Origin of the sequence: Croceitalea marina (assembly GCF_042684265.1) — a bacterium.
In the GTDB taxonomy this organism is placed as follows: domain Bacteria; phylum Bacteroidota; class Bacteroidia; order Flavobacteriales; family Flavobacteriaceae; genus Croceitalea; species Croceitalea marina.
On sequence record NZ_JBHULB010000014.1, the window covers coordinates 156,680 to 181,534 of the forward strand.

22 protein-coding genes are annotated in these 24,855 nt (G+C 36.1%); 13 read left to right on the top strand and 9 right to left on the bottom strand.

Annotated features, from left to right (window positions below):
* The first annotated feature begins 41 nt into the window (after positions 1-41).
* From ACFSQJ_RS11420 to ACFSQJ_RS11430, 3 genes are all read left to right on the top strand, one after another.
* Entirely contained in the window at positions 42-1,907 is a 1,866-nt protein-coding gene (locus ACFSQJ_RS11420) for a tetratricopeptide repeat protein (RefSeq protein WP_377767079.1), read from the top strand.
* A gap of 721 nt (positions 1,908-2,628) precedes the next feature.
* A complete protein-coding gene (locus ACFSQJ_RS11425) occupies positions 2,629-2,766 on the top strand; it encodes a hypothetical protein (RefSeq protein WP_377767080.1) in 138 nt (45 codons plus the stop codon).
* A 104-nt stretch (positions 2,767-2,870) separates the two neighbouring features.
* The gene (locus ACFSQJ_RS11430) at positions 2,871-3,578 is read left to right on the top strand and encodes an SDR family oxidoreductase (protein WP_377767081.1); all 708 of its coding nucleotides are present in this window, start codon (positions 2,871-2,873) and stop codon (positions 3,576-3,578) included.
* Here ACFSQJ_RS11430 and ACFSQJ_RS11435 read toward each other — a convergent pair whose 3' ends face one another.
* The 4 genes from ACFSQJ_RS11435 to ACFSQJ_RS11450 all read right to left on the bottom strand — a co-directional run bounded on the left by ACFSQJ_RS11435 (position 3,579) and on the right by ACFSQJ_RS11450 (position 12,192).
* Positions 3,579-6,323, bottom strand: a complete 2,745-nt coding sequence (locus ACFSQJ_RS11435; protein ID WP_377767082.1) for a PD-(D/E)XK nuclease family protein — start codon at positions 6,321-6,323, stop codon at positions 3,579-3,581.
* Between the two features lie 61 nt (positions 6,324-6,384).
* Positions 6,385-7,752 carry an OmpA family protein gene (locus ACFSQJ_RS11440; RefSeq protein ID WP_377767083.1) on the bottom strand — a complete coding sequence of 456 codons (1,368 nt, stop codon included), beginning with the start codon at positions 7,750-7,752 and terminating at the stop codon, positions 6,385-6,387.
* 113 nt (positions 7,753-7,865) lie between these two features.
* The gene (gene kbl, locus ACFSQJ_RS11445; RefSeq protein WP_377767084.1) at positions 7,866-9,059 is read right to left on the bottom strand and encodes a glycine C-acetyltransferase; all 1,194 of its coding nucleotides are present in this window, start codon (positions 9,057-9,059) and stop codon (positions 7,866-7,868) included.
* A gap of 10 nt (positions 9,060-9,069) precedes the next feature.
* Positions 9,070-12,192, bottom strand: a complete 3,123-nt coding sequence (locus ACFSQJ_RS11450) for a UvrD-helicase domain-containing protein (RefSeq protein WP_377767085.1) — start codon at positions 12,190-12,192, stop codon at positions 9,070-9,072.
* Positions 12,193-12,285: 93 nt separating this feature from the next.
* Between ACFSQJ_RS11450 and ACFSQJ_RS11455 the strand changes: the two genes are divergently transcribed.
* A complete protein-coding gene (locus tag ACFSQJ_RS11455; RefSeq protein WP_377767086.1) occupies positions 12,286-12,894 on the top strand; it encodes a superoxide dismutase in 609 nt (202 codons plus the stop codon).
* A gap of 322 nt (positions 12,895-13,216) precedes the next feature.
* Positions 13,217-13,381, top strand: coding sequence for a hypothetical protein (locus ACFSQJ_RS11460; protein ID WP_377767087.1), 165 nt, complete (start codon positions 13,217-13,219; stop codon positions 13,379-13,381).
* Positions 13,382-13,778: 397 nt separating this feature from the next.
* Here the strand turns inward: ACFSQJ_RS11460 and ACFSQJ_RS11465 are convergent, their stop codons facing one another.
* Genes ACFSQJ_RS11465 through purN form a run of 4 tightly spaced genes read right to left on the bottom strand, consistent with a single transcriptional unit; the run spans position 13,779 to position 17,889 of the window.
* Positions 13,779-15,677, bottom strand: coding sequence for an amidophosphoribosyltransferase (locus ACFSQJ_RS11465; RefSeq protein WP_377767088.1), 1,899 nt, complete (start codon positions 15,675-15,677; stop codon positions 13,779-13,781).
* A gap of 42 nt (positions 15,678-15,719) precedes the next feature.
* A complete protein-coding gene (locus ACFSQJ_RS11470) occupies positions 15,720-16,646 on the bottom strand; it encodes a PfkB family carbohydrate kinase (protein ID WP_377767089.1) in 927 nt (308 codons plus the stop codon).
* 42 nt (positions 16,647-16,688) lie between these two features.
* Positions 16,689-17,324 (bottom strand): ribonuclease H1 domain-containing protein, encoded by a 636-nt coding sequence (locus ACFSQJ_RS11475; protein WP_377767090.1) that lies wholly within the window; start codon positions 17,322-17,324, stop codon positions 16,689-16,691.
* Positions 17,317-17,889, bottom strand: a complete 573-nt coding sequence (purN, locus tag ACFSQJ_RS11480; RefSeq protein ID WP_377767091.1) for a phosphoribosylglycinamide formyltransferase — start codon at positions 17,887-17,889, stop codon at positions 17,317-17,319. The genes ACFSQJ_RS11475 and purN overlap by 8 nt, the downstream gene beginning before the upstream one ends.
* 161 nt (positions 17,890-18,050) lie before the next feature.
* On the opposite strand from purN, the gene ACFSQJ_RS11485 reads away from it, so the two are divergent.
* The 5 genes from ACFSQJ_RS11485 (at position 18,051) to pyk (ending at position 22,396) form a co-directional block, all read left to right on the top strand.
* Entirely contained in the window at positions 18,051-18,284 is a 234-nt protein-coding gene (locus tag ACFSQJ_RS11485; RefSeq protein ID WP_010519573.1) for an acyl carrier protein, read from the top strand.
* Positions 18,285-18,388: 104 nt separating this feature from the next.
* Entirely contained in the window at positions 18,389-19,639 is a 1,251-nt protein-coding gene (gene fabF / locus ACFSQJ_RS11490) for a beta-ketoacyl-ACP synthase II (RefSeq protein ID WP_377767092.1), read from the top strand.
* 8 nt (positions 19,640-19,647) lie between these two features.
* Positions 19,648-20,385, top strand: coding sequence for a ribonuclease III (gene rnc, locus ACFSQJ_RS11495; RefSeq protein WP_377767093.1), 738 nt, complete (start codon positions 19,648-19,650; stop codon positions 20,383-20,385).
* Between the two features lie 115 nt (positions 20,386-20,500).
* On the top strand, positions 20,501-20,962 hold the full coding sequence (locus ACFSQJ_RS11500; protein WP_377767094.1) for an IPExxxVDY family protein: 462 nt from the start codon (positions 20,501-20,503) through the stop codon (positions 20,960-20,962).
* Between the two features lie 3 nt (positions 20,963-20,965).
* On the top strand, positions 20,966-22,396 hold the full coding sequence (gene pyk / locus ACFSQJ_RS11505) for a pyruvate kinase (RefSeq protein WP_377767095.1): 1,431 nt from the start codon (positions 20,966-20,968) through the stop codon (positions 22,394-22,396).
* Between the two features lies 1 nt (position 22,397).
* On the opposite strand, the gene ACFSQJ_RS11510 is transcribed toward pyk, so the two are convergent.
* Positions 22,398-22,919 carry a PAS domain-containing protein gene (locus tag ACFSQJ_RS11510; RefSeq protein WP_377767096.1) on the bottom strand — a complete coding sequence of 174 codons (522 nt, stop codon included), beginning with the start codon at positions 22,917-22,919 and terminating at the stop codon, positions 22,398-22,400.
* A 151-nt stretch (positions 22,920-23,070) separates the two neighbouring features.
* Here ACFSQJ_RS11510 and ACFSQJ_RS11515 point away from each other — a divergent pair, with 151 nt between their 5' ends.
* The 3 genes from ACFSQJ_RS11515 to ACFSQJ_RS11525 all read left to right on the top strand — a co-directional run bounded on the left by ACFSQJ_RS11515 (position 23,071) and on the right by ACFSQJ_RS11525 (position 24,728).
* Positions 23,071-23,919: a helix-turn-helix domain-containing protein gene (locus ACFSQJ_RS11515; RefSeq protein ID WP_377767097.1), complete on the top strand. Its 849-nt coding sequence runs from the start codon at positions 23,071-23,073 to the stop codon at positions 23,917-23,919.
* Between the two features lie 90 nt (positions 23,920-24,009).
* On the top strand, positions 24,010-24,171 hold the full coding sequence (locus ACFSQJ_RS11520) for a hypothetical protein (protein WP_377767098.1): 162 nt from the start codon (positions 24,010-24,012) through the stop codon (positions 24,169-24,171).
* An 8-nt stretch (positions 24,172-24,179) separates the two neighbouring features.
* Positions 24,180-24,728 carry a carboxymuconolactone decarboxylase family protein gene (locus ACFSQJ_RS11525; protein ID WP_377767099.1) on the top strand — a complete coding sequence of 183 codons (549 nt, stop codon included), beginning with the start codon at positions 24,180-24,182 and terminating at the stop codon, positions 24,726-24,728.
* Positions 24,729-24,855 lie beyond the last annotated feature (127 nt).

The following is a 24,855-nucleotide window of genomic DNA, read 5'->3' on the forward strand; positions in this document are numbered from 1 at the left end:
AGTTTACATAATGAGTATCTTGCCAAAACAAACAACGAAAGATGAAAACAGTAGAAAATGCCCTAATACTTTTTTTAATGTGCAGTTTTAGCTTAACAGCACAAAACAAAATGAGTATTGATAGTTTGTTATCACATTTTAAGGAACAACCAATTGACACCCTTAAAGTCCATACTGCTCAAAACATAATTAATTATTATATGTATCGGAATCCAACAAAGGCAAAAATGTTTGCCTTAAAAGAACTGGAATTATCTAATCAGCTAGATTATGATTTGGGGGTTTCGATGGCAAATTATCAATTAGGAATTATCTATAACAATCTTGATAAAATTGATTCCGCAAAATTCTATTATAACTCTAGTCTTAAAATTGCAAAGAGAATCGATGATGGAAAACAAATATCTAAAGCATATAGAGGCTTGGCCATATTGGAATTCGCACAAGGCAATTTAAAAAATGCAGATAGTATCAACAACAAAGATCTTGAACATGTTATAAAACTAAAAGATTCAGTTGGAATTGCATTATCATATGATTTCAAGGGAAACATAAATCAAAATATGGGCTTTTACGAAATTGGTCTAAAATATGCCCTTAAAAGTCTTGATCTTTTTGAAAAAATAGGAGATTCAATACGCATAGCCGATTGTTATAATCATTTGGCCACACTTGAATATAACTTAAAAAACTATGAAAAGGCTTTAGAATACAATAAAAAGTCTTTATCTATTTATGAAGATTATGAAGATACCTATTACCAAGCGCAAGCTCTTAATGATATTGGTATCATGTTAAAACTCCTTAAAAGGGAAACGGAGGCTCTGGAATATTTTAAAAAAAGCATTAAGAAATCTCAAGAGGCAAAAGTAAAATCACTAGAAGTCGCTGCTTTAACAAATATTGGTTCCACCTATATTCAACTAGAACAGCCTATACAGGGTGTTGAATTCTTGAAAAATTCAATTGAAATAGGAGAAACTATTAATAGCTTAAGAAGAGTTGCCATAGCAAAAAATAAACTTGCTGAGGCTTATATCTTGTTAAAAAGACCACAAGAAGCAAATGCTATTTTGCATGAGGTCATCGAATATGCAAGGAAATTTGAATACTTATCAATTTTAAAATTTGCGCTCAAGCTTAGTAGCAAGGCAAATGAGGAGGTTGGAGAAACCAGTTTAGCACTTAATCAACATAAACAATTCAAAAGAATCAATGATTCACTGATAGATTCAGAAAAGATTAAAAAAATTGAAGAACTGAGAATAATATTCGATACCGAAAAGAAAGAGGCCGAAATCGCTTTGCAGCAAGAGGAAATTAAAACCTTGAATGAAAAAGCTAAGGTAGATAAATTAAGGAAAGGACTTTATGCTGGTGGCATGGCCTCTGCTCTAGCCTTATCTGGGCTATTGGTTTTTGGGCTTCGACAGCGCATTAAAAAGAATCGCATTGAAAAAGAAAAAATTTCCAAGGAATTAGAACATAAACAAAAAGAATTGACGAGTCAAACGCTGCATTTGGTTCAAAAAAGTCAGTTCATTGCAGAAATAAAAGAAAATCTTGAAAACTTAAAGAACTCTCCTGAAAAATTTAAAATAGAGTTTAAACGTATTGTAATGCTCTTAAAAAAGCAGAATGCCGCAGATAAAGATTGGGAAGTATTTAAATCATATTTCTCAGAAGTACACCAAGATTTTGAAGAGAAATTAAAGTCCTTATCAAATAAAATTACTGATAAAGAACTGCGCTTAGCCTCTTATGTGAAAATGGGGCTTAACAATAGTGAGATTGCCAATATTCTCAATGTTCTTCCAGCAAGTATTCACACTTCAAAGTATCGTTTAAAACAGAAGTTGAACATTGATAAAGATTTGGATTTTGATAGTTTTATAAAAAGCCTTTAAAAACTAGTACAGGTATCAGGTTTAGTCTTTAAATCCGCTACTCCTCATACATGAACACGTTCATATCTTCATTTGAGAATTTGTCCCGTAAAACGAAGGTTTTTTGAGGCATTACTTTCAAATGAAATACCAATCTTTCTTCACGCATTAATAAAATTTCAAACCTTAATTAAAATAACCTAGATATTAAAATCCGTCTTTTTAAAGTCCTTATTTTCTAATTCCTTCATTTTTAATTGTTGATAACCCACAATTTTCTGCTAAATCACAGATTACACTCTTATTTAGAATGGTTTCGTTTGGTATCAAACGAAACCAAATAAAATTACTGGTCCTTTAGCACTATCTAGTTTAGTATTATTTGGTTTAATTTGTTGTATATCAGTTATTTGTGAATAACTAGTTGTAATGGTCCATTTCTTTATTCGCCTATTTTCATACATTTATTCAACAATAATATTGAAGGAAAACAAAACCGCTTTTGTTCATTTCACATCCCTAAAAAGAAACAAAATGGACAATTTTTTAATACTCGAACGGCTAGACCGTTTGGAAAGACTGTTGATTGGCAGGCAAGAGGTCACCGGTTCGACTCCGGTATTCTCCACTTAGTAAATATAAGCCTTCAGAGATGTGGAGGCTTTTTTGATAAAGATATATAGAAAAGTGACTTTTCTAAGTGATTGGTGTCCAATGTAGTACAACAATCAATCAAAGTAATATGAATGATACTACAATAAATCTTATTCTAGGTCTTTGTTTAGGTTTGGCCGGATTCGCTTTTGTGTATATGTTGGTTTTGGTAATTCCTATCATACAAGATTCACTTAAAAAGAAAAAGACCTCCAACCGATTATAAACCGGACTTTTAACAATTTAAGATTTTACTAAAAGGAAGTTAATCTATCACAATGAGGCATTTCTTCAGAAGTATGATACTATTTTTGTAATAAAGAATTAAAGATGTTAAAAGATAAAGTTGCCTATATCACAGGAGGTAGTAAAGGAATTGGCTTGGGTGTTGCCAAGAGTTTGCTTGAGCAAGGAATGAAAGTTGCAATAAGCGGCCGAAATTTAGAGACGGTTATAGCGGCTGCCAAGACTTTAGAACATGAAGACTATGTTCTGCCCTTAAGTTCAGATGTTACTGTTCTAGACGACGAAAAAGATGTGATAAGCACTATTTTAGATAAATGGGGTAGATTAGATGTGGTCTTGGCGAATGCAGGGGTAGGTCATTTTGCTCCGGTGGACCAAATGGAAGAAGATAGCTGGAAACAAATGATAGACACCAATTTAACAGGCGTCTTTCATACCTTAAAGGCTTCCGTTGAGGCTCTAAAAGTTACAGAGGGTTACTATATGACACTGGCCAGTTTAGCCGGCACCAATTTTTTTGCCCAGGGTGCGGGGTACAATGCAACAAAGTTCGGAGTTGTAGGTTTCACCCAGGCCGTAATGTTAGATTTGAGAAAGTATGGCATTAAGGTGAGTACAATTATGCCTGGTTCCGTATCAACTTATTTTAATGATAACGAACCTTCTGTTAAGGATGCATGGAAAATTCAACCTGAGGATATTGGAAAATTGGTAGTCGACCTATTAAACATGCATCCAAGAACCTTACCTAGTAAAATTGAAGTTAGACCAACTCGGCCCGATTTAAAATAGTCAATATTCTTTTTCTGTAAACGGAACCTCAGGATTAAATATTTCCAGGATAAGTTGTTTTAAACGTGATTCAAAGACTGAAAGCACATCAGAATCTATTGTATGCTCTTTAGGGCCTCTTGTTGATGATTTAGTTGCGAAACGAAATACACCGGCACTTATTTTTTTTATGGAGATGATGCCAGCTTCAAACGAGGCTTTCTTTTCTTTTCTACGATACATTAGTGAGTAACATAATAGTTGAAATGCCTTGCTAAACTTTTTGTCTGTTACAATACTATCCCATTCCATAAGCTCTACTTCACTGGGGTTGACAGTACCTGTTTTATAATCAAGTATTCTTAGTTGGCCATCTATTTCATCAATCCGATCTATTTTACCTTTTAGAACTACCGGAAAGGCCAATTCTGGGATGTTCAATTCCAACCTAAGATTCAGTTCAACGCCCAATAATCTTATTTGATGTTTTTTCAGTTGTTCTATTTCGTATGCAATAAAATCTGCAACATATTTTATGATGACGTTATAGATAATAAGGTTTTTTCCTTTGGTCAAATCAGCCTCTGAATGACTTTTGTTAAAATGACGCTGAACAACTGATGGCACTTTTTGCTTTGCATCTAAAAGCATGTCTTGTGTCAGTCTTTGAGTAACAAAGTTTGAATACAGATCTTCTAGGGCATCGTGTATAATAGTACCGAAAGTATTAAGCGCTATACTTTCCTCTACTTCATTAAGAGTATCTATTTTGAGGATATTATTTCGATAGAATTCAATCGGGTTTCTGATGTAGTTGGTCAGTGATGTAGGTGAAAACCCTTTGGCGGCAAGTACCTGTAACTCCTCTAGTAGCATTGGAGATTTATTTATAACCACTTCTCTGGGTATATTCGATTTTACCTTTGAAGAGGCAATACTGTGGGTAATAAATTTGTTTATGTTTTCATCTGTTAAAAGTTGATTGATAAATCTACTTTTTTCACCACCTTCTAGAACATCAGGTTCCGTATTGTAAATAAGATATACGTTTTTCGCTCTCTGTAGAATACGATAAAAATGATAGGTATAAATGGCATCTTTTTCTTTATAAGTTGGTAGGCCGAACTCTTGTTTCACATCATACGGAATAAAAGAGTTATTACTTTTACCTGATGGTAGTATACCTTCATTGACCGAGGTTATAATTACGGTTTCAAAGTCCAAAACCCGGCTCTCCAGCATTCCCATTATCTGTAGACCTTCCATTGCATCTCCTCTAAAATCTAAGGCTTCTTTACTTAATAATTCAAAGAACAGATTCTTAAGGGCCTTTAAGTCCATCCCAAATTTAAAGGTGTCTAAATGGGCTTCAATTTGGTTTGTTATTCTATAGAAATGATAAAGCTGTTCCAAGTCATAAAAACTGTTTCTTTCACTAATTTTTTCTTTTAGCAATTCAATAGTATATTGATGAATTTTTAAAAGGTCTTGCCCATTAACACGGTCAATAAAAATCTTGGAAATCAATTTTTGAAGTGTGGGTATCGCAGCTAATATTTGATTTAGGCTCAAGAAGACCCAGTTGTTGTTGTGTATCTTTTCTTGTAGTTTTTTGGAGTAATCAATGACTCCTTCAGTAAATAGTGTTGCGGTATATGGATTCGATAAAAACTTGAGAAAGTCTTGGTAAAAAAATCCATTTTTACTTTTATTGATATGTAGTTCAAAAAGTGCTTCAAAAAAGCTTGCGAGGGCTGTATTTTGTAAGGAGAGCCCCATAGTAATATTTACTTTTTTAAGTGTATTGGGGATGGAATTTAAAACGGGTTCCAGTAAACTCTCATCTGCTAGAATTAATGCAGCATTTTTTAAATCATTCCGATTAGTGGAATAGATCTTGCTTATTAGGTTGCCAGCATATTTGGCTTGTGGAACGGATTTTGGCACACCAATAATCTGAATTGACTTTTTAGAGGCATAGTTAGTAGTGATTCCAAGAAGGTCATTACTTTTAAAATAAGGCCATGTGTTTTTATAATAACGTATAAAATGCGAAGAAGAGTGAATAGGATCTTTTAAAAAGTAAGCATCAAGGTCAAAGTATATTTTAGCACTACCATCAACCAGAAATTTTTGAATTATTCTCGATTCGGCGTTATTAAGGGCATTAAATCCAATAAAGGCGAATGTTTTATTTGGACTTAACTTTAGATAGCTTTCAATGGCTGCGGAAGCTTGTTGGTATACCAAACCTTGATAACCTTTTTTATTCTGAAGAAGGTGTTGAGTAAACTCCGTATAAATTGCAGGTAGGCTATTCCAAAAAGCTAAATAATTACTTATTAGTTCAGATTTTTTAGCGCTAAGGCCCCAGTTGTTTAATTTTTGAATTGATGTTAAGTATTGAAATAGCGAATTATGGTCGACCAGATATCGATTTATTTCATTAAAGTCTTGAAGCAGTGTTTGCCCCCATTTGAGAAAAGAACTGAAATCATCTTTTTCTTCCAGGGCAACCTTTGAATAGGATGAATAAAGCTCAAAGAGTAATTCAGTATTGGTTGCATATTCTAAACCTGCTATTTCAGCTATAAATTCTTCTATGCTATAAATCTTAGGTGCGAATACAGGAGTATTTAAATAAGAGGATAAGTGTTTATTTAAGAATATAACTGCCCTTTTACTAGGCACGATATAGGTTAATTCTTCTAACCTATCACCATCTTTGTTTAATTGAAAAAGAACATTTTCAAGGAAGCTTTGCATTTCTTAAAAATAAAAAAGCCTCAGCAATTGCTGAGGCTTTTTATAAATATTTGTCTTAAACTTATTTCACTAAGTTGATTTCAACTCTTCTGTTCTGAGTTCTACCAGCTCTAGTGTTGTTTGTTGCGATTGGCTTGTCTTCTCCGTATCCAATTGCAGTTAATCTATCTGATCCAATTCCTTTATCGATTAAGAAATCACGAACTGAATTAGCACGTTTTTCAGATAAAGACTGGTTTAGCTTAGCGCTACCAACACTATCAGTATGACCTTCAACTGTAAATTTAGCGTTAGGATACTCACTCAAAATTTGAATGATATCTACCATTACTGAAGTAGATTCAGCTTTTATAGATGCTTTACCAGTATCAAACAATATAGTTCTAGCGTAATCATTCAACTGCTTCTGTACTTCTTCAGTTACTTCTGGGCAACCATTATTAGCTACAGTACCAGCAACTTGAGGACATTGGTCATCTTTATCAAGAACGCCATCACCATCACCATCTGGCCAAGGACAACCTTTGTTTTCAGCAGGGCCAGCTTCACTAGGACAAGCATCATCTTTATCAGCTACGCCATCACCATCAGCATCAGGACAACCAGCTAAAGCGGCAATACCAGCTTCATTAGGACAAGCATCATCTTTATCAGCAATACCATCTCCGTCGGAATCAGGGCAACCGTTCATTTCTTTAGAACCAGCTGCATTAGGGCAGCTATCTTTACCATCTTCTATTCCATCTCCGTCAGAATCAGGACAACCATTAAATGCTTCAAGACCAGCAACTTCTGGGCAAGCATCGTCTTTGTCATAGATACCGTCACCGTCAGTGTCTGTTCCACCAAAACGGATATTAAGACCAGCTAAATGTTGAAGATGAGTTACTCCGTAATCTTCAAAAGCATGCTTATATGAAGATTGAACAGTTACACCAAGATTATCTGTGAACCAATAATTTAAGCCTAGGCCACCATTTACGGTACCAGCTCCTATTTCATCAACCCAAGTATAACCACCTCCGATTTCAACAAAAGGATCTAATTTGGTGTTCTTAAGTATGTTATATTTGATAGTTCCATCGATAGCATAATGAGATAAATCATCGACACTTACATCTCCTAATTGATCTATTCTGTTCAAAGAACCTCTAGCTCCAATAGAAAATCCATCACCAATATATCTAGACACAGATACATAAGATACAGAAGGCAAAATATTCCAGTGGTCATTCACATTGAAGAATTGGTTGCCGAAAGAACTTGTTTGGCCCAAGGCTTCAGAAAGTTGGCTTGCACTTGCCGGATAGGTGTCAATTGCATTTACTCCAAAACTAACCTGCCATGGATTATTCTCGTCTTGCGCTTGTAGGTTGTTTACTCCTACAAATAGTAAGGCAACAACTAAAAATTTGCTAAGATGTTTCATGCTCAAAATTTTAAGTTTAAGTGTTTATTAGCTGCAAATGTAAGTTGTTAAGAACTATTAACAAAATCAATTACTTATTTTTTTTAACGTATTACATAGAAAAAACCATACCGTTAAACGATGTTTAACTCTTTACCCACTTCGATAAATGCTTTTATGGCATGATCAAGATGTTCTTTTTCATGGGCAGCGGAGAGTTGAACCCTGATTCTCGCTTTGCCTTTGGGTACAACAGGGTAAAAGAAACCGATGACATAAATTCCTTTTTCAAGAAGTTTATCGGCCATTTGTTGTGATAGTTTTGCATCGTATAACATGACAGGAACTATAGCAGAGTCGCCATCAATGATATCAAAACCAGCTTTTTTCATGCCGTTTTTGAAATATGCCGTGTTTTTTTCAAGTTTGTCACGAAGTGATGTATCATTTTTGAGCATGTCAAAGACCTTTATTGAAGCCCCTACGATTGCCGGAGCCAAAGAATTTGAAAATAAGTAGGGTCTTGAGCGTTGTCTTAGGATTTCAATAATTTCTTTTTTGCCAGTGGTATATCCGCCCATAGCTCCACCAAGAGCTTTCCCTAAGGTTCCGGTTATGATGTCTATTTTGTCCAATACTCCTTTTTCTTCCAGTGTGCCCCTACCTGTTTCTCCAATGAAACCAGCGGAATGGCATTCGTCGATAAGTATCATGGCATCATATTTTTCTGCTAAAACACTGATTTCATCTAATGGGGCCAGTAGCCCATCCATGGAGAAGACACCATCAGTAACAATAATCTTAAATCGAGCGTTATCGTTATTGGCCTGTTGGAGCTGCTTTTCCAAATCCCTCATATCATTATTAGCGTACCGGTAGCGTTTTGCTTTGCATAAACGAACACCGTCTATAATAGAGGCGTGATTCAAAGAATCTGAAATAATGGCATCTTCTGCTGTAAGCAACGGTTCAAAAACCCCTCCGTTAGCATCAAAAGCAGCGGCATATAAAATGGTATCCTCAGTGCCGTAAAACTCGGCTATTTTTTGTTCAAGCTCTTTGTGGATATCCTGAGTTCCGCAAATAAACCTTACTGAAGACATTCCGAATCCGTGGGTATCCAAAGTGTCTTTAGCTGCTTGCACAACTTCTGGGTGTGATGATAGCCCTAAATAATTATTTGCGCAAAAATTGATAACCTCTTCTCCCGTTGAGATTTTGATTACTGCCCCTTGGGGCGATGTAATAATACGCTCCTTTTTGTATAATCCTGCTTCTTCTATTTCTTTTAGTTCTTTCTGAAGATGTTCTTTTATTTTTCCGTACATGGGTATTAATTTATATAAAAATTGGCTTCACTGTTTCATTGATATAAACGAGAATCATGTCTTCGACAACATAATCCATCCTTCCTAAAACACTAGCATATTCTAACAATTGACTTTTATGTGTTTCATTGGCGCTTCCCGTTTTATAATCTATTATTGAAATATGTTGGTCAGCTACAACTAATCTATCCGGGCGCAATAGTTGACCTTCTGGAGTTAACAGTTCTATTTCATTATACACTATCAGATTATCCTTGAAATAAGAGCTTAGTTGTGGGTGAAAAATGACTTGTTTTAAAATTTCTTTTAGTTGATGCGCATTAGAAGCCGTAATATCTCCATCAGTTATAAGTGTTGTAATTGCCGTTTCGACATCATTATAAAAAATAACTTTTGACAAGGCCTTGTGTATAAGATTGCCTGTCTGTATGGCTTCTAGCCTTTCCGTATCCCAAAGCATATTGGCCTTAGCGACTATGCTGAAGTTTGAGTTGTTTTTTTGGCTATATATATAAGGTATACTTTGTTCTTTCTCTTGAATATAGGAAGCTATTTTATTTTCTGTAAAATCACCAAAACTATAATTCAATCTTTCAGAACTCCAAAGATGAAGTTCTTTTAGATAATCAATAAACAATTCAGCATAGGTATTGCCTGTATTTTCTTCTGATGAGATTATGAACAAGGCATTTTTAGCTCTGGTCAAGGCCACATAAAGCACATTAAATGAATCTAACTCAGATTTTTGAAGTTCATCATTATAAATTTTAGCAGCGGTATCACCGTAATTAACTAAATCTTTATTTGAATTGATAAGCAACTCGTTAAAACCTTCATAAGTTGCGGCATCTACAGGAAGCCAAAGTTTTTTGCTTCTATGATCAATTAGTTTTGCATCTGCATAAGGAAAGATCACCACTGGAAACTCCAAGCCTTTGGCCTTATGTACCGTCATTATTTGAACGGCGTTAAGACTCTCGGGGGCTTTTACACTGAGCTTTTCTTTTTTGCGGCTCCAAAAATGAAGAAAAGAGAAAATACTTGAATCTTCTTTTTGAGAAAAGTCAAAAACCTCATCCATAAATTGCGTCAAGTGCGCATCTGAATTTCCTGCCAGTTGAAAATGGGTAATCGCCAGTTCCAACAAATTATAGCTTGATAATGTTTTTACAAGCTCAACGTCAAAACCATACGCTTCTTTCAAGAACGATTTAAAGGATAAAAGGTGTTGAATTATAAAATCATGCTCGTTGCCTTCATCTTTAAATAAATATACTAGCATCGCATACACCGCTTCTTTGTTTTCAAAATTTTCAATGAACTGCAGCAGCGATACTAAAAACGAGACTTCACTATTATTGGCCAATAGTAATGAATCTGGAGAGATTACGGGAATATCTTGCTCGGTCAAAAAGTCAGCAAGCAGAGTCCCTTTTTTGTTGTCTCGCACTAAAATGCAAATATCCTTTAACTGAAAGCCATTGCTCAAAACTTTTTTTAGAAGCTCTAATGTCTTTTCACAATAGGAATCATTTTCTATGGATACATCTTGTTTTACAAAATCAATTTCTACATAGCCGCCATTTTTTGAATTGGTCTTTTGGCGGTTTCCATCTTCAAATAATTTTTTATAATCTGAATTGTTCAGTTTGCTTGCGGCGAAGTTGAAGAAACTGTTATTAAAAGCAATAATCTCTTCTAGACTGCGCCAATTGGTGTCAAGGCTCTCAACTTTTGGTTCGAGAACAAACGGATTTGTTTTTAAACTTAGAAGATTCAAAAATTGTTCGGCCCTTCCACCTCTCCACCTATATATTGCCTGTTTGGCATCGCCTACTAGAAGTAAAGATCCTTTTTCTCCACGTTCATTTTCACTTTCTACCGCATTGCCAATTAAAGGTATAAGGTTTTGCCATTGCATTTGAGAAGTATCTTGAAACTCATCTATAAAATAATGGCGGTATTTTTCTCCTAGTCTTTCATAGATAAAAGGTACAGGCTGATTTTTTATCTCCTCTGAAATTATGGTGTTGAATTCAGAAATAGGCAAAATGTCTTTTTCTTTTTGCAGCGTTCTTACTTCTTTAGAAATTTCATTCAAGACAGTTAAGGGCACAATATTGTTATAGCAATTTTTCAAAAAACTTGACCGATGAACCTGTTCTTTTATGTTTGCGAAAAGAATTGAAAATTGAGGATGAAGGCTATCTAATTTTGCTTTTATGGTCTCTGGGCAAGTTTTATTGTAAAGCTTGACCGAATCGAAATTTTGTTTCCAATTTGCGGTAAAATCTACTTTAAAGTTGCCATCTGCCAATCCTTTTATGAATTTTGGAAAAGAAGACCTCGTAAAATCTGTAAACTCAAACTGGTTGGCATTAATAAGTTCCAAAATTTCTTCAGCATATTTTTTTATGGTCTGTTCAGAGGCTTTAGTCTCATTTCTAATGGTTTTTTGTAAATGGGTAAAATCTTTTATGGTTTTATTAGCAATGGCTTTTAAATGGTAATTATGATTTTCTTGAAAAAGTAACTTTCCAAATTCGAAAAGGTCATAGGTAATATTCCAGCTTTTGTCATCTTCAATTTTTTCTAATGAAAAGTCTAGTAACACCTGAGTAAGTTCCTGGTCTTCACCTGCCCGATTTAGCAGTTTGCCAACTGCTTCTTCAAGCAGTGCGTCAGTGTCAAGAACAACATCGAAACCCTGTGAAATTTTTAGGTCCCTTGCGAAAGTGCGAATAATTTTATGAGTGAATTTATCAATTGTAGATACTTCAAAGAAGGCGTAATTGTGCAGTAGTTCTTTTAAAACCTGTTTTGACTTTGAGCGCAATTCTACAGGAGCCACATTAAGGCTGTTAAGCATATCGTTAAAGAGCGCAATTTTGTTTTCAGGCACTTTTTCTTGACTAAATGCATAGAGACTTTCTAAAATTCGTTCTTTCATTTCGGCCACTGCCTTATTGGTAAAGGTAATTGCCAGTAACTCACGGTATTTTTGTTTTGAAAGAGGCGCTAGAATAAGTTTGAGATACGCCTTGGTAAGTTGGTAGGTCTTACCCGAACCAGCAGAAGCACTATATATTTTAAAGGCGTTTGTGAGCAAGTGTTTTGCTTGCAAATTACACATTCTTATAGTGTTCTTAACATAAAATTGGATGAATTTTTATGTTAAAACCCGTACTTTTGAAAGACAATAGTAATAACTTAAAAACAAACAATTATGCCTTTTGAACTACCGAGTTTACCATATTCGCATGACGCTTTAGAACCACATATCGATGCCCGTACTATGGAAATACACCATGGGAAACACCATAACGGATACACTACAAAATTAAATGCTGCGATTTCAGGAACTGAGCTTGAAGGAAAATCAATAGATGATATTCTTTCTGATTTAGATATGTCTAACGGAGCAGTTAGAAATAATGGAGGAGGATTTTACAACCATTCTCTTTTTTGGAGTGTGATGTCCCCTAACGGAGGAGGAAATCCTTCAGGAGAATTGGCAAGTGCAATAGATGATGCTTTTGGTTCTTTTGATGCCTTTAAAGAAAAATTCAGTGCAGCTGCAGGAACACGTTTTGGTTCTGGATGGGCTTGGCTTTGTGTACACCAAGGGGGCAAGTTAGAGGTATGTTCTACTCCAAATCAAGACAACCCTTTGATGCCAGGTGTTGGTTGTGGAGGACATCCAATATTAGGATTAGATGTTTGGGAGCACGCTTACTACTTAAATTACCAGAATAGAAGGCCGGATTATGTATCTGCTTTTTTTAATGTAATCAACTGGGATAAAGTGGCTGAGCTATACTCGGCGAACAAGTAAAAGAAATAAGTTTTCTAATTAAAAAAAAGCGTGTCTTTCTAAGTCACGCTTTTTTTATGGAGTTTCCTCAAATTGGCATAATAGAAAAGGGCGGAGAAGTCTCCACCCTTTTCGTCCCAAATCTTACCATAAACTTAACCTACTTATGCTATGGCGAAACTAAATTACTGGTATTGTGAGAAATAACAAAGGATATTTAACACTTTTTTGATTTTAAAAATAAAGTAAAGGACTGTTCTTTCGAGTAAAGAGAAGATAAAACATTGATGTTCAAATATAAAGAAGGCGGAGATATCTCCGCCTTCTTTCCCCAAATCTTACCATGAACTTAACCTACTTATGCTATGGTTCTACAAATGTATTGTATTGCCCATGGGGAATAAAAGGTTTTGGACAAGCCCCCAATTATTCGGTTGAAATACGTAACAGAAATAAACAGATTATAAAGGCGAAAGAAAAGAACTACATTGTACTAAGGGCAAAATAACACAAATAAAAAAGGCGGAGAAATCTCCACCTTTTTTGCCCCAAATCTTACCATGAACTTAACCTACTTATGCTATGGTTCTTCAAATGTATGATAGCGTGTTGCGTATACAAAAGGTTTTAGATAAGAACCCTTACTATTGCGTTGAAATACCTACTTGAATATATGTAGTATAAAAGCTGAAGAAAAAGAGTACAGTGGTTTAGAATGAAAGTAGTATAAATAAAAAAGGCGGAGAAGTCTCCACCTTTTTTGCCCCAAATCTTACCATGAACTTAACCTACTTATGCTATGGCAAGTACTAATTTACTTTTTGCCTGTTCCAAACCGACTAAAAAGACGGTGAATTGTTGTTTTCATCGATGAATTACACAAACTATAGGACAAAGTGTAAAAACTAATAGGCACGTTCGTTTTTCCCTTCAAAAAAGTTGATAAAAGCTCGATTTACCACACGATTTCCGCCAGGGGTAGGATAGTTTCCGGTAAAATACCAGTCACCTAGATTTTTAGGACAGGCGGTGTGCAGGTTTTCAATAGTCTGATAAATAATTTCAACTTCTGCGTTAATCGCCTCAGAACTTAAAAGCTCTCCTATTTTTTTAGAAATCTCTTCTGGTGAAAAAGGATTGTAGACCTCCTGCACATAATTTACCACATCTTTATCTTTAGAGTTTACTTGGGTCAAGCACTTTTTGTAGATGTCTTCAATTAAATTCATAGTTCCCCTTTCTTTGTGCAAAGCCAAGGCTGCTTTAAAGGCTATAAAGTCTTCCAATTTTGCCATGTCAATACCATAACAATCAGGGTAGCGAATTTGAGGTGCCGATGACACCACGATAATTTTCTTTGGAGATAATCGATCCAGCATTCTTAGAATACTCTTTTTCAAGGTTGTTCCCCTCACGATACTATCATCTATGATAACCAGATTATCATTTTTGTTTACAGACCCGTAGGAAATGTCATATACATGCTCGACCAAATCATCTCTGCTACTATCTTGAGTAATAAAGGTTCTTAGCTTTGCATCTTTAATAGCCACTTTTTCAATTCTTGGGCGAACTTCTAGAATTTCATGTAGTTGCTCTTTAGTTATACTGGCACCAATATTTAAAATCTGCTCTTCTTTTTTTCGGTTTAAATAATTCTGGGCTTCTTTCACCATACCGAAAAAGGAAGTTTCGGCGGTATTCGGGATATATGAAAAGACGGTATTTTGTATATCGTTCTTTACCGCTTTTAGAATTTGAGGAAAAACCAATTTTCCTAGCTCTTTTCTTTCTTGATAAATCTCTTTATCGCTTCCTCTAGAAAAATAGATACGCTCAAAGGAACATGCCTTACGTTCTGTAGGGGTAAGAATCTCTTCAAAAGACACGGCGCCACTTTTTTTGATAATAATGGCGTGACCTGGGTCCAATTCCTTTACATCATCATACTTTACATTAAATACGGTCTGTATAGCAGGTCTTTCTGATGCGACAACAACAACTTCATCGTCTTTATAGTAGTAACTTGGCCGTATCCCTGCCGGGTCACGCAGCATAAATGCATCGCCATGACCGACCAATCCGCCCATTGCATAACCGCCATCCCAGTTTTTTGCTGCTTTGCGCAGTACCTTGGCCAATTTTAAACGTTCAGCAATTAATGGAGAAGCTTCTCTTTTATTATAGCCTTCTTTTTTTATTTGCTTGTATATTTTGGCAACGGCATCATCTAAAAAGTGACCTATTTTTTCCATAACGGTTACGGTATCCGCCATTTCTTTTGGGTGCTGACCCAATTCCACCAAATTCCCAAAGAGTTCATCAACATTGGTCATATTAAAATTACCGGCTACAATCAGATTACGGTGCATCCAATTGTTCTGCCTTAAAAACGGGTGCACGCTTTCAATACTATTTTTTCCAAAAGTGCCGTAGCGAACATGGCCCAATAAAAGCTCACCTATGTATGGGATTTCTTTTTTCTGACGGGCAACATCTGTCGCTAGCGAAGAATCTTCTGTAATTGCAGCATTTATTCTACCGTTAATCTGCTTGAAAATATCTTGAATAGGCTGTTGCTCTATAGACCTTACCCGGCTCATATAGCGCTCCCCTGGGTTCATATCTAGTTTAATGCTTGCAAAACCAGCTCCGTCTTGGCCTCGGTTGTGCTGCTTTTCCATCATCAGGTACATTTTATTTACGCCGTAAAAAGCCGTACCGTATTTTTCTTTGTAGTATTCGAGGGGTTTTAACAATCGAATTAAAGAAATTCCACATTCGTGTTTAATGGCATCACTCATGTTTCCATAAAATAAAAAAGCCCCGATTGTTCAGGGCGTGGGTTATTGTAATTCAATATTAAATTGTGTCAATGCTTTAAATTGATGCAATCTACTATCGACTTCTGTTTTATCTAAAGCCTGCATACGCTCGGTCCCAAACTTCTCTACACTAAAAGAAGCCAGATTTGAACCGTGTATTACGGCGTTTTTCATATTCTCAAACGAAATATTCTCCGTTGCTGCTAAATAACCGGCAAAACCACCGGCAAAAGTATCACCTGCCCCAGTAGGATCAAATACTTCTTCTAAGGGTAAAGCAGGTGCAAAAAAGATATGCTGGTCATGAAACAATAAGGCGCCGTGCTCTCCTTTTTTAATAACAACATATTTGGGGCCCATTGTATGTATTTTCTCTGCCGCCTTAACTAAGGAGTATTCTCCAGTTAATTGCCTAGCTTCCTCGTCATTTATGGTAATAACATCGATTTCTTTTATAACGGCCAACAGTTCATCCAGAGTATTGTCCATCCAAAAATTCATGGTGTCTAAAATGATAAGCTTTGGTCGCTTTTTCATTTGATTGATTACACTAAGCTGAACACTTGGGTGTAAGTTGCCCAACATAACCACAGCGGCATCTTTGTAATTTTCAGGAACTATAGGATTAAAGTCCGCTAAGGTGTTTAGCTCCGTAATCAGTGTATCACGGGTATTCATGTCATTATGATACTTACCACTCCAAAAGAAGGTTTTACCCCCTTTTACGACTTCTACGCCTGAAAGGTCTATGTTTCTTGAAGTAAGTAAGTCAAAGTATTTTTGAGGAAAATCGTCACCGACTACAGAAACGATAGCGGCATCGACATCAAATTTTGAGGCCGCAAGGCCGATAAAAGTCGCGGCACCACCTAGTATTTTATCTGTTTTCCCAAAAGGAGATTCAATGGCATCGAAGGCTAGGGAACCCACAATCAAAAGTTTGCCCATTCAATTTGAATTTTGCTGCAAATATATGGCGATTTTCTAGAACTATTTCCTTCCAAAATCAGCAGGTATTTCACCCCATGCTTTTGTTTCCCATTTAACGATAGGTGTATTGTAAGAATTTGTTTTCAACCACTTTTCCGCGCGGGCCACAAGTTCAAAAACCGTTTTATTTTTTGCGTTGGGTTTTAGCTTGGTCTTACAAGCTTTTTTTCTTACCCAACCCATAGCAATACGAGAATCGGTGTAGATAATACGGTCACTTTTTTGCTCTTTGAGAAAAGCGAGACCATGTACCAGAGCAAGAAACTCACCTATATTATTGGTACCTTCTTTAAAAGGGCCTTGCTTGAACAATTTTTTTTTGGTTTTGGTATCTACACCCTGATATTCCATTACACCAGGGTTTCCACTTGAAGCAGCGTCCACTGCAATAGAATGCATATTAGGTTCTCCAATTTTTAATAATTCTTCGGGTGTAAGCGAGGGCTTCCCTTTTTTTGTTCCTTTATATTCCAAGTAGTTTCCGTTAAAAGCTTTCTTAGCTTCGGCAAATGTGGAGAAAGATTTATACTCCGCCCCTTTTATTCCGGTTATCTGTGCTTTACAATCATCCCAAGATTCGAATATACCGGGGTGCTTTCCTTTCCAAACCACGTAAAACTTTTGTTTTTTAGCCATTTTTAAGCAGTATATTTTCTAAAACCTTCGGAAAATGCTCATATTCCAAGGCATGTACTTTTTCAGCTATCTGTTCTGGAGTATCATGAGGAGATATATTTGTTTTGGCTTGGTGAATAATGCCTCCTTCGTCATAATTCTCGTTTACATAATGAATGGTAATTCCGGTTTCGGTCTCACCATTTTCTTTTACTGCCTCATGAACTTTAGTACCGTACATTCCTTTTCCACCATATTTAGGTAGCAACGCCGGATGTATGTTTACAATCTTATTTGGGAAGGCCGTAACCAGTTCTTGGGGTATTTTCCATAGAAAACCGGCCAAAACGATTAAATCTGGGTTTTGTGCTATCAAAAAATCAAAAACAACAGAAGTATCTAAAAAAGCAGTTTTGTTAAAATAAAGCGCAGGTACCTTTAGTTTTTTACAACGCTCCAAAACATAGGCCGTGTTTTTATTGGTAAGTACGGCCGAAACAGCTACCTGTTCATGTTTGCCGAAATATGTTATGATATTTTCAACATTAGATCCTGATCCAGAGGCGAGTAGTATAATGCGTTTCATCTAGTTCATAACGGGTTAAGGTCAGCGCTTAAAACAAACGCTAAATTAAGTTTGTTGAACTTAAAATCTGTAATTTAAGGCACATTTTATCGACAAATGAGGTATTTAATCCAAAGTTTTATATTTTTGCCCAGATTAAATTTTTTAAAACCAATATAATTATGTCAGACATTGCATCAAGAGTAAAAGCTATCATCGTTGATAAATTAGGAGTTGATGAAAATGAGGTGGTACCTGAAGCAAGTTTTACCAACGATTTAGGTGCAGATTCATTGGACACTGTGGAGCTTATTATGGAATTCGAAAAAGAATTCGATATTCAGATTCCAGATGATCAAGCGGAGAACATTGCAACCGTTGGTCAAGCAATAAGCTATATAGAAGAAGCTAAGTAATTTTATGATATCTTACTAAAGATTGTAAATTATCCATGTGGTAATACCCACATGGATAATTTTTTTTAATTTAAGGCGAAATAGGTTAAAAAAAAGTTAGTTCTATGGAATTAAAGCGAGTTGTCGTTACCGGATTAGGGGCATTAACACCCATCGGAAACAATATACAAACCTATTGGGACGGATTAATAAGCGGAAAAAGCGGTTCGGCCCCTATAACGTATTACGATACGGAAAAGTTCAAAACAAAATTTGCCTGCGAACTTAAAGATTACGACCCATTAAACTTTTTTGATAGAAAGGAAGCTAGAAAGCTAGACCGTTTTGCGCAATATGCATTGGTTTCTTCAGATGAGGCTATTGCAGACTCTGGTCTAGATTTGGACAAGGTCGATAAGTTTAAGGTCGGTGTTGTATGGGGCGCAGGAATCGGCGGACTGGAAACCTTTCAAAATGAGGTGATGAATTTTGCCGCTGGTGATGGTACACCAAGATTCAACCCCTTCTTTATACCAAAAATGATTGCGGATATTGCCCCAGGTAATATTTCAATAAAACATGGCTTCATGGGGCCAAATTATACCACGGTTTCGGCATGTGCCTCATCTGCAAATGCGATGATAGATGCTTTAAACTATATACGTCTAGGGCATTGTAACGTAGTGGTAACAGGTGGTAGTGAAGCCGCTGTAACCATTGCCGGTATGGGTGGGTTTAATGCGATGCATGCTTTATCAACAAGAAATGAGAGCCCAGAAACGGCCTCAAGACCTTTTGATGCAACCAGAGATGGCTTTGTATTGGGAGAAGGAGCAGGTGCCTTGATTCTTGAAGAATATGAACATGCCAAAGCAAGAGGCGCAAAAATTTACGCCGAAGTTTTAGGCGGAGGCCTCTCAAGTGATGCCTACCATATGACCGCTCCACACCCAGAGGGTATAGGAGTAGTTAAAGTAATGGAAAACTGTTTGGAAAATGCAGGTTTAAAACCAGAGGATGTAGATGCAATTAATACCCATGGCACCTCCACACCTTTAGGTGATGTTGCCGAATTAAAAGCTATTTCGAAGGTTTTTGGTTCTCATGCACCGAGCATAAATATTAATTCTACAAAGTCTATGACCGGGCATCTATTAGGTGCTGCCGGAGCCATTGAGGCCATAGCCTCTATTTTGGCTATGAAACACAGTTTAGTGCCACCAACGATAAACCATACGACTGTCGATGAAAATATAGACCCCTCATTAAACTTAACGCTCAACAAAGCTCAAGAGAGAGAGGTCAATGTTGCTATGAGCAATACTTTTGGTTTTGGTGGACACAATGCTTGTGTTTTGTTCAAAAAACTGAGTTAATAATACGTATGAAATTTTATTCCAAAATATTTAATTCCCATCCGAATACGGATGGGGATTTTTTTTTGGGAATGAAAGCAATTTTAGGATTTGCACCTAAAAATATCGGATTTTACAAAAAAGCATTTCTCCATAGATCGGTAAATAAAAGAGATGACGATGGAAATCCGATGAATTATGAAAGGTTGGAGTTCTTAGGAGACGCCATGTTGGGAACCATAATTTCAAAACATCTCTATAATGAAGTGCCAGAGGGTGACGAAGGTTATTTAACCAAAATGCGTTCTAAAATTGTTAGTAGAAAACACCTGAACGAACTCGGCAAAGACCTAAATCTTTTAAAATTTGTCGAAAGCCGTATTCCAAAATCCCACTTTGGAGAAAATATTCATGGAAACGTTTTTGAAGCTCTAATCGGGGCCATCTATTTGGACAAGGGGTATACCTATTGCGAAAAGTTTATCCAAAGTAGGGTAATAGAACCTTATGTTGATATAGAGCAGTTGGAAGGTAAGGTCATAAGCTATAAAAGCTTGGTTATAGAATGGTGTCAAAAGCAGAAAAAAAATTTTAATTACGATGTGTACGAAGACACAGGTAATGATGCTTTAAAACATTTTGCGGTTAAGCTTAGCATTGGCGAAAAAATTATGGCCAAAGCTAGGGCAACATCTAAAAAGAAAGCAGAAGAAAAAGCTTCGAAAAGAGCCTATTTTGCCTTGCAAGATAAAATAGATAATCCTTAAAAAGGATAAAAAAGAGCAAACTCAAACGTTTTCGTTGGTTTTTCCACCTGTAAAGCTCCACTACAACTAGGCTGATTTATGTTTTAGTTCTATATTTACAATTCGCTTAATTTTAATGGTAACAACGCACAAGATATCGGCAGAACTGTATGACGATTCTTTTAAACTCATTGCTTTGCATTGTGGTTTAGAAAATTACGCAATGGCTTATCATTTAAATAAGTCTGCAAATCTAAAGTTGGTCAGATGCGAGAAAGACCTAGATGTGTCTTCCGCCACTTTTCCAATATATGAGTGGAAGGATGAGCTAAATGATCATTATTGGACTCTGGTATGCAATACCGTAACAGAAGAAAAAGAGAGTGAATCTTTAGGTCTTTTCTCTAATGAAAAAGCGATAAATACATTTCACCTTGTAGCTGAACGTAGAGAGGTTGATTACTTTTTAAAAGTGGAAGCAGAAAATAATGCTGTAATAACGGAAGCCGTAAAAAAAATAAATTCGATACCTAAAGTAGTCACTGCCTATAGCCTTGATATTACTTCTTTAAAGTCTAAAAGAAATTTAATTTTCTAAAAAATGCCAACTAAAAAGAAAACAAAAATAGTAGCAACCCTAGGGCCTGCTACGAGCAACAGAAAGGTTTTGAAAAGCATGATGGAAGCCGGTGCAGATGTTTTTCGCATCAATTTTTCCCATGCGAATTATGATGATGTCATCGAACGCATTAAGATGATTCGAGAACTGAATGAAGAAACCGGCAAGCACACCTCTATTTTAGCGGACTTACAGGGTCCAAAACTACGCGTAGGTGTAATGGGAGGAGAAGTTGTAGTTGCACCTGGAGACGAAATTTCTTTTGTTACCGGCAAGCCCTTTGAAGGTAATGCCGAGCGAGTGTATATGAACTATGAAAACTTTCCTAAAGATGTAAAGGCGGGGGAGCGGGTTTTGCTAGATGATGGTAAACTAATGTTCGAAGTGGTATCCACCAATGGAAAAGATGAGGTTAAAGCCAAAGTGATACAGGGAGGACCATTAAAATCTAAAAAGGGAGTAAACTTACCTAATACCAATATCTCTTTACCAGCACTGACGGAGAAAGACGTAAAAGATGCCATTTTTGCAATCTCTCAAGAGGTCGATTGGATAGCGCTGTCTTTTGTTCGTTTTAGTCAAGATTTGATTGATCTTCAAAATATTATCAAAGAGCATTCAGAACATAAAATTCCGATTATTGCCAAGATTGAAAAACCGGAGGCGGTCGAGAATATTGAGAAGATTGTTGCCTATTGTGATGGTTTAATGGTAGCCCGTGGAGATTTAGGGGTTGAGGTCCCTGCCCATGAAGTACCATTGATTCAGAAAAAATTGGTGTTGACCGCAAAAAGAGCGAGAATACCCGTAATCATAGCAACCCAGATGATGGAAACTATGATTACCAGTTTAACCCCTACCAGAGCCGAGGTGAACGATGTTGCCAACTCGGTCATGGATGGCGCTGATGCGGTTATGCTCTCAGGGGAAACTTCAGTAGGCAATTATCCAGTGCAAGTTATTGAGAAAATGACTAGTATTTTAAAGAGTGTTGAAGCATCTGATTTAATATCTGTACCACAGAGTCCTCCGCACATTAGAACAAAAAGGTATATTACAAAATCTATTTGTTATCACGCTTCATTAATGGCCAATGAAATTCAGGCAGAAGCTATTTCTACATTAACAAATAGCGGGTATACAGCTTTTCAGATATCAGCCTGGAGACCTAGTGCACATATTTTGGTTTTTACCTCTAATCGGAGAATTTTGACCCAGTTAAACTTACTTTGGGGTGTTAAAGCGTTTTTCTATGACAAGTTTGTGTCAACAGATGATACTATAGAAGATGTGAATAAGATTGCTATGGACCGTGGGTTTTTGGCTGCAGGTGATATGGTCGTTAGTCTTGCTGCAATGCCAATAAAGGCCAAAGGTATGGTTAATACCTTAAGGGTTACAGAAATAGAGTAGTTTAAGCCACTTCTCTTTCAAAGGCGATGAAGTTTACAACCTTGCCATTAACATCTTTAATGGGAGCTCCCTTTATCCAACAGTTATAGGTTGAACCGTCTTTTCTATAGTTAAGAATAGTAGCTTCAAAAGGTATTTTATTTTGAACGGCTTCTCCAATTTTCCGAGAAGTTTCTTTACAAGTAAGTGCACCCTGAAACAGTTTTGGCTTTTTGCCAACCAACTCTTTCGTTGTGTACCCATTCATTTTATGAATATTTTGAGAAGTATGCACAATATTCAAAGCCTCATCAGTAACTACGACAACATGGTTTTTGTCTAAAATTTCATTTTTAAATGAAATAGAAGTTTTCCATTTGTTCGCCTCGGCTAACTTTTTGAATTGCGTAATGTCGTTCAATCCTTCGCAGGTAGTTTTAAATTCCTCGGCAAACAAATCCCATGTAGTTAAAGGTAGCGCCGTAAAAGTCTGTTTTTGATAAAAATCATGCGCCGCTCTGTCGTAATGTTGTATCTCTTGCATGCCCAATACTATGAAAACTTGGAAACTTGTTAAAATTTAAAGCAATGATTAACGTTTCTGTTCAATTTTTGGCCTGTAAATAGGCATAAACCTGCTGTAAGAATCAACAGAAAAAATGGACTAAAGAGGTAATTCAAAGAGAAAATCAACTATGAAACTGGAGTTTAGGGAAAATAAATTGGATGCTATACTAGGTTTGACCGATGATATAAAAAACAATGAAAAGCGATTTTCTTCGACCGAAAATACTATTAAGTTACTTTGGAATAGAAATGAGGAAGCGGTTCAACTTCAAGTAGATGCTATAAGTTTTGAGCTATTGCCGAATCAGATTGTGACAACTACTTATTTACAGCATATTTCCTTTTCACAATCTGAACTACCTATTACCGCTTTTTTATTCAATAGAGAATTTTACTGTATATCTGATCATGACGCCGAAGTTTCTTGTAATGGCATCTTGTTCTTTGGAACTCAAGACCTACCCATCATCTCCATTCCTGAAGAACAACAAAAAAGATTTGATGCCCTGTATGAGATTTTTGTAGAAGAATTTTCAACACCAGATAAGATACAGGGCGATATGCTTCAGATGATGCTTAAAAGACTTATTATTATGAGTACTCGCCTTGCTAAAGAACAGCTTATTGTAAAAGAGCTCAATAATGATCAAATCGATGTTATTCGTAAGTTCAACTATTTAGTAGATATTCATTATAAGACTAAAAGAAAAGTTAGTGATTATGCAGAACTGCTTTTTAAATCGCCTAAAACACTTTCTAATCTCTTTTCCATCTATAACCATAAATCTCCACAACAGATTATTTTAGACCGATTGGCGCTAGAGGCTAAACGGCTTATACATTTTACCGACAAACAAAATCAAGAGATTGCATACGATTTGGGGTTTAATGACCCCGCACATTTTAGTCGTTTTTTTAAGAAAATGACACTTTTGACTCCCTCTCAATACCGCGAAAAGGCTGAAATAAGCTCTTAAGGGAAATTTGGGCAAGCAGTCGGGAAATACCTGCTAACACCTACCTCTTCATTTGCTACATCTTTGCTGTGTAATTAAAAATCAATAGCGATGAATATAGCACAGAAATCGATTTTCAATCTAATTGAAATATTTAGAAGCTCAAAAAGAGCTGCAATACAAATCGTTTCAAATGAAGCGCATTGTGAACAAAAACATCATCACGATTTTTATTGTGATGCCGAAAAACCATTTGTAGAACAATTTAAATAAATAGTATTATGAGCACATTTAATGTACCTAAAAGAGAAGAAGTAACACGAAATAATCAAGACATTTTTGACAACCTAGAAAAAGCGGTTGGGTTTGTACCCAACTTATTTGCTACCTATGCGCATTCTGAAAATGCCTTAGCGAACTACCTTAACCTTTCAAACGCGAAAACATCATTAAAAACAAAAGAAAAGGAGGTGGTCAATTTAGCTGTAAGTGAAGTAAATAACTGTGTTTATTGTCTTTCTGCACATACAGCGATTAGTAAAATGAACGGATTTACCGATGAGCAAATACTAGAACTAAGAGCGGGTCATGCATCATTTGATGTTAAATTGGACGCCTTGGCAAAGTTGGCTAAAAACATTACTGAAAATAGAGGAGCCACTGATACGGCCGTATTGGAAAACTTCTTTGAAGCTGGTTGGACCAAAGAAAATCTTATAGACACTATAGTATTGGTCGGTGATAAAACCATATCTAACTACATCAACAATACAACTGAAGTACCAGTTGATTTTCCCGTAGCACAACCCCTGGAAACCGTAATAGCATAATTTGACCCGTCCTGAATAAAGGCTACATAATTCTTACAATTATGTACAAAAATGACAAAGTAATCAGACGGTATTCCGAATCTTTCAAACTCAAAATTCTGGACGAACTTACAACCGGAAAACTAAA

Excerpts from the sequence above, each read along its gene's own strand:
- ACFSQJ_RS11420 (WP_377767079.1), top strand. The coding sequence starts at position 42 with ATGAAAACAGTAGAAAATGCCCTAATACTTTTTTTAATGTGCAGTTTT.
- ACFSQJ_RS11425 (WP_377767080.1), top strand. The coding sequence starts at position 2,629 with ATGAATGATACTACAATAAATCTTATTCTAGGTCTTTGTTTAGGTTTG.
- ACFSQJ_RS11430 (WP_377767081.1), top strand. The coding sequence starts at position 2,871 with ATGTTAAAAGATAAAGTTGCCTATATCACAGGAGGTAGTAAAGGAATT.
- ACFSQJ_RS11435 (WP_377767082.1), bottom strand. The coding sequence starts at position 6,323 with ATGCAAAGCTTCCTTGAAAATGTTCTTTTTCAATTAAACAAAGATGGT.
- ACFSQJ_RS11440 (WP_377767083.1), bottom strand. The coding sequence starts at position 7,752 with ATGAAACATCTTAGCAAATTTTTAGTTGTTGCCTTACTATTTGTAGGA.
- kbl (WP_377767084.1), bottom strand. The coding sequence starts at position 9,059 with ATGTACGGAAAAATAAAAGAACATCTTCAGAAAGAACTAAAAGAAATA.
- ACFSQJ_RS11450 (WP_377767085.1), bottom strand. The coding sequence starts at position 12,192 with ATGTGTAATTTGCAAGCAAAACACTTGCTCACAAACGCCTTTAAAATA.
- ACFSQJ_RS11455 (WP_377767086.1), top strand. The coding sequence starts at position 12,286 with ATGCCTTTTGAACTACCGAGTTTACCATATTCGCATGACGCTTTAGAA.
- ACFSQJ_RS11460 (WP_377767087.1), top strand. The coding sequence starts at position 13,217 with ATGAACTTAACCTACTTATGCTATGGTTCTACAAATGTATTGTATTGC.
- ACFSQJ_RS11465 (WP_377767088.1), bottom strand. The coding sequence starts at position 15,677 with ATGAGTGATGCCATTAAACACGAATGTGGAATTTCTTTAATTCGATTG.
- ACFSQJ_RS11470 (WP_377767089.1), bottom strand. The coding sequence starts at position 16,646 with ATGGGCAAACTTTTGATTGTGGGTTCCCTAGCCTTCGATGCCATTGAA.
- ACFSQJ_RS11475 (WP_377767090.1), bottom strand. The coding sequence starts at position 17,324 with ATGGCTAAAAAACAAAAGTTTTACGTGGTTTGGAAAGGAAAGCACCCC.
- purN (WP_377767091.1), bottom strand. The coding sequence starts at position 17,889 with ATGAAACGCATTATACTACTCGCCTCTGGATCAGGATCTAATGTTGAA.
- ACFSQJ_RS11485 (WP_010519573.1), top strand. The coding sequence starts at position 18,051 with ATGTCAGACATTGCATCAAGAGTAAAAGCTATCATCGTTGATAAATTA.
- fabF (WP_377767092.1), top strand. The coding sequence starts at position 18,389 with ATGGAATTAAAGCGAGTTGTCGTTACCGGATTAGGGGCATTAACACCC.
- rnc (WP_377767093.1), top strand. The coding sequence starts at position 19,648 with ATGAAATTTTATTCCAAAATATTTAATTCCCATCCGAATACGGATGGG.
- ACFSQJ_RS11500 (WP_377767094.1), top strand. The coding sequence starts at position 20,501 with ATGGTAACAACGCACAAGATATCGGCAGAACTGTATGACGATTCTTTT.
- pyk (WP_377767095.1), top strand. The coding sequence starts at position 20,966 with ATGCCAACTAAAAAGAAAACAAAAATAGTAGCAACCCTAGGGCCTGCT.
- ACFSQJ_RS11510 (WP_377767096.1), bottom strand. The coding sequence starts at position 22,919 with ATGCAAGAGATACAACATTACGACAGAGCGGCGCATGATTTTTATCAA.
- ACFSQJ_RS11515 (WP_377767097.1), top strand. The coding sequence starts at position 23,071 with ATGAAACTGGAGTTTAGGGAAAATAAATTGGATGCTATACTAGGTTTG.
- ACFSQJ_RS11520 (WP_377767098.1), top strand. The coding sequence starts at position 24,010 with ATGAATATAGCACAGAAATCGATTTTCAATCTAATTGAAATATTTAGA.
- ACFSQJ_RS11525 (WP_377767099.1), top strand. The coding sequence starts at position 24,180 with ATGAGCACATTTAATGTACCTAAAAGAGAAGAAGTAACACGAAATAAT.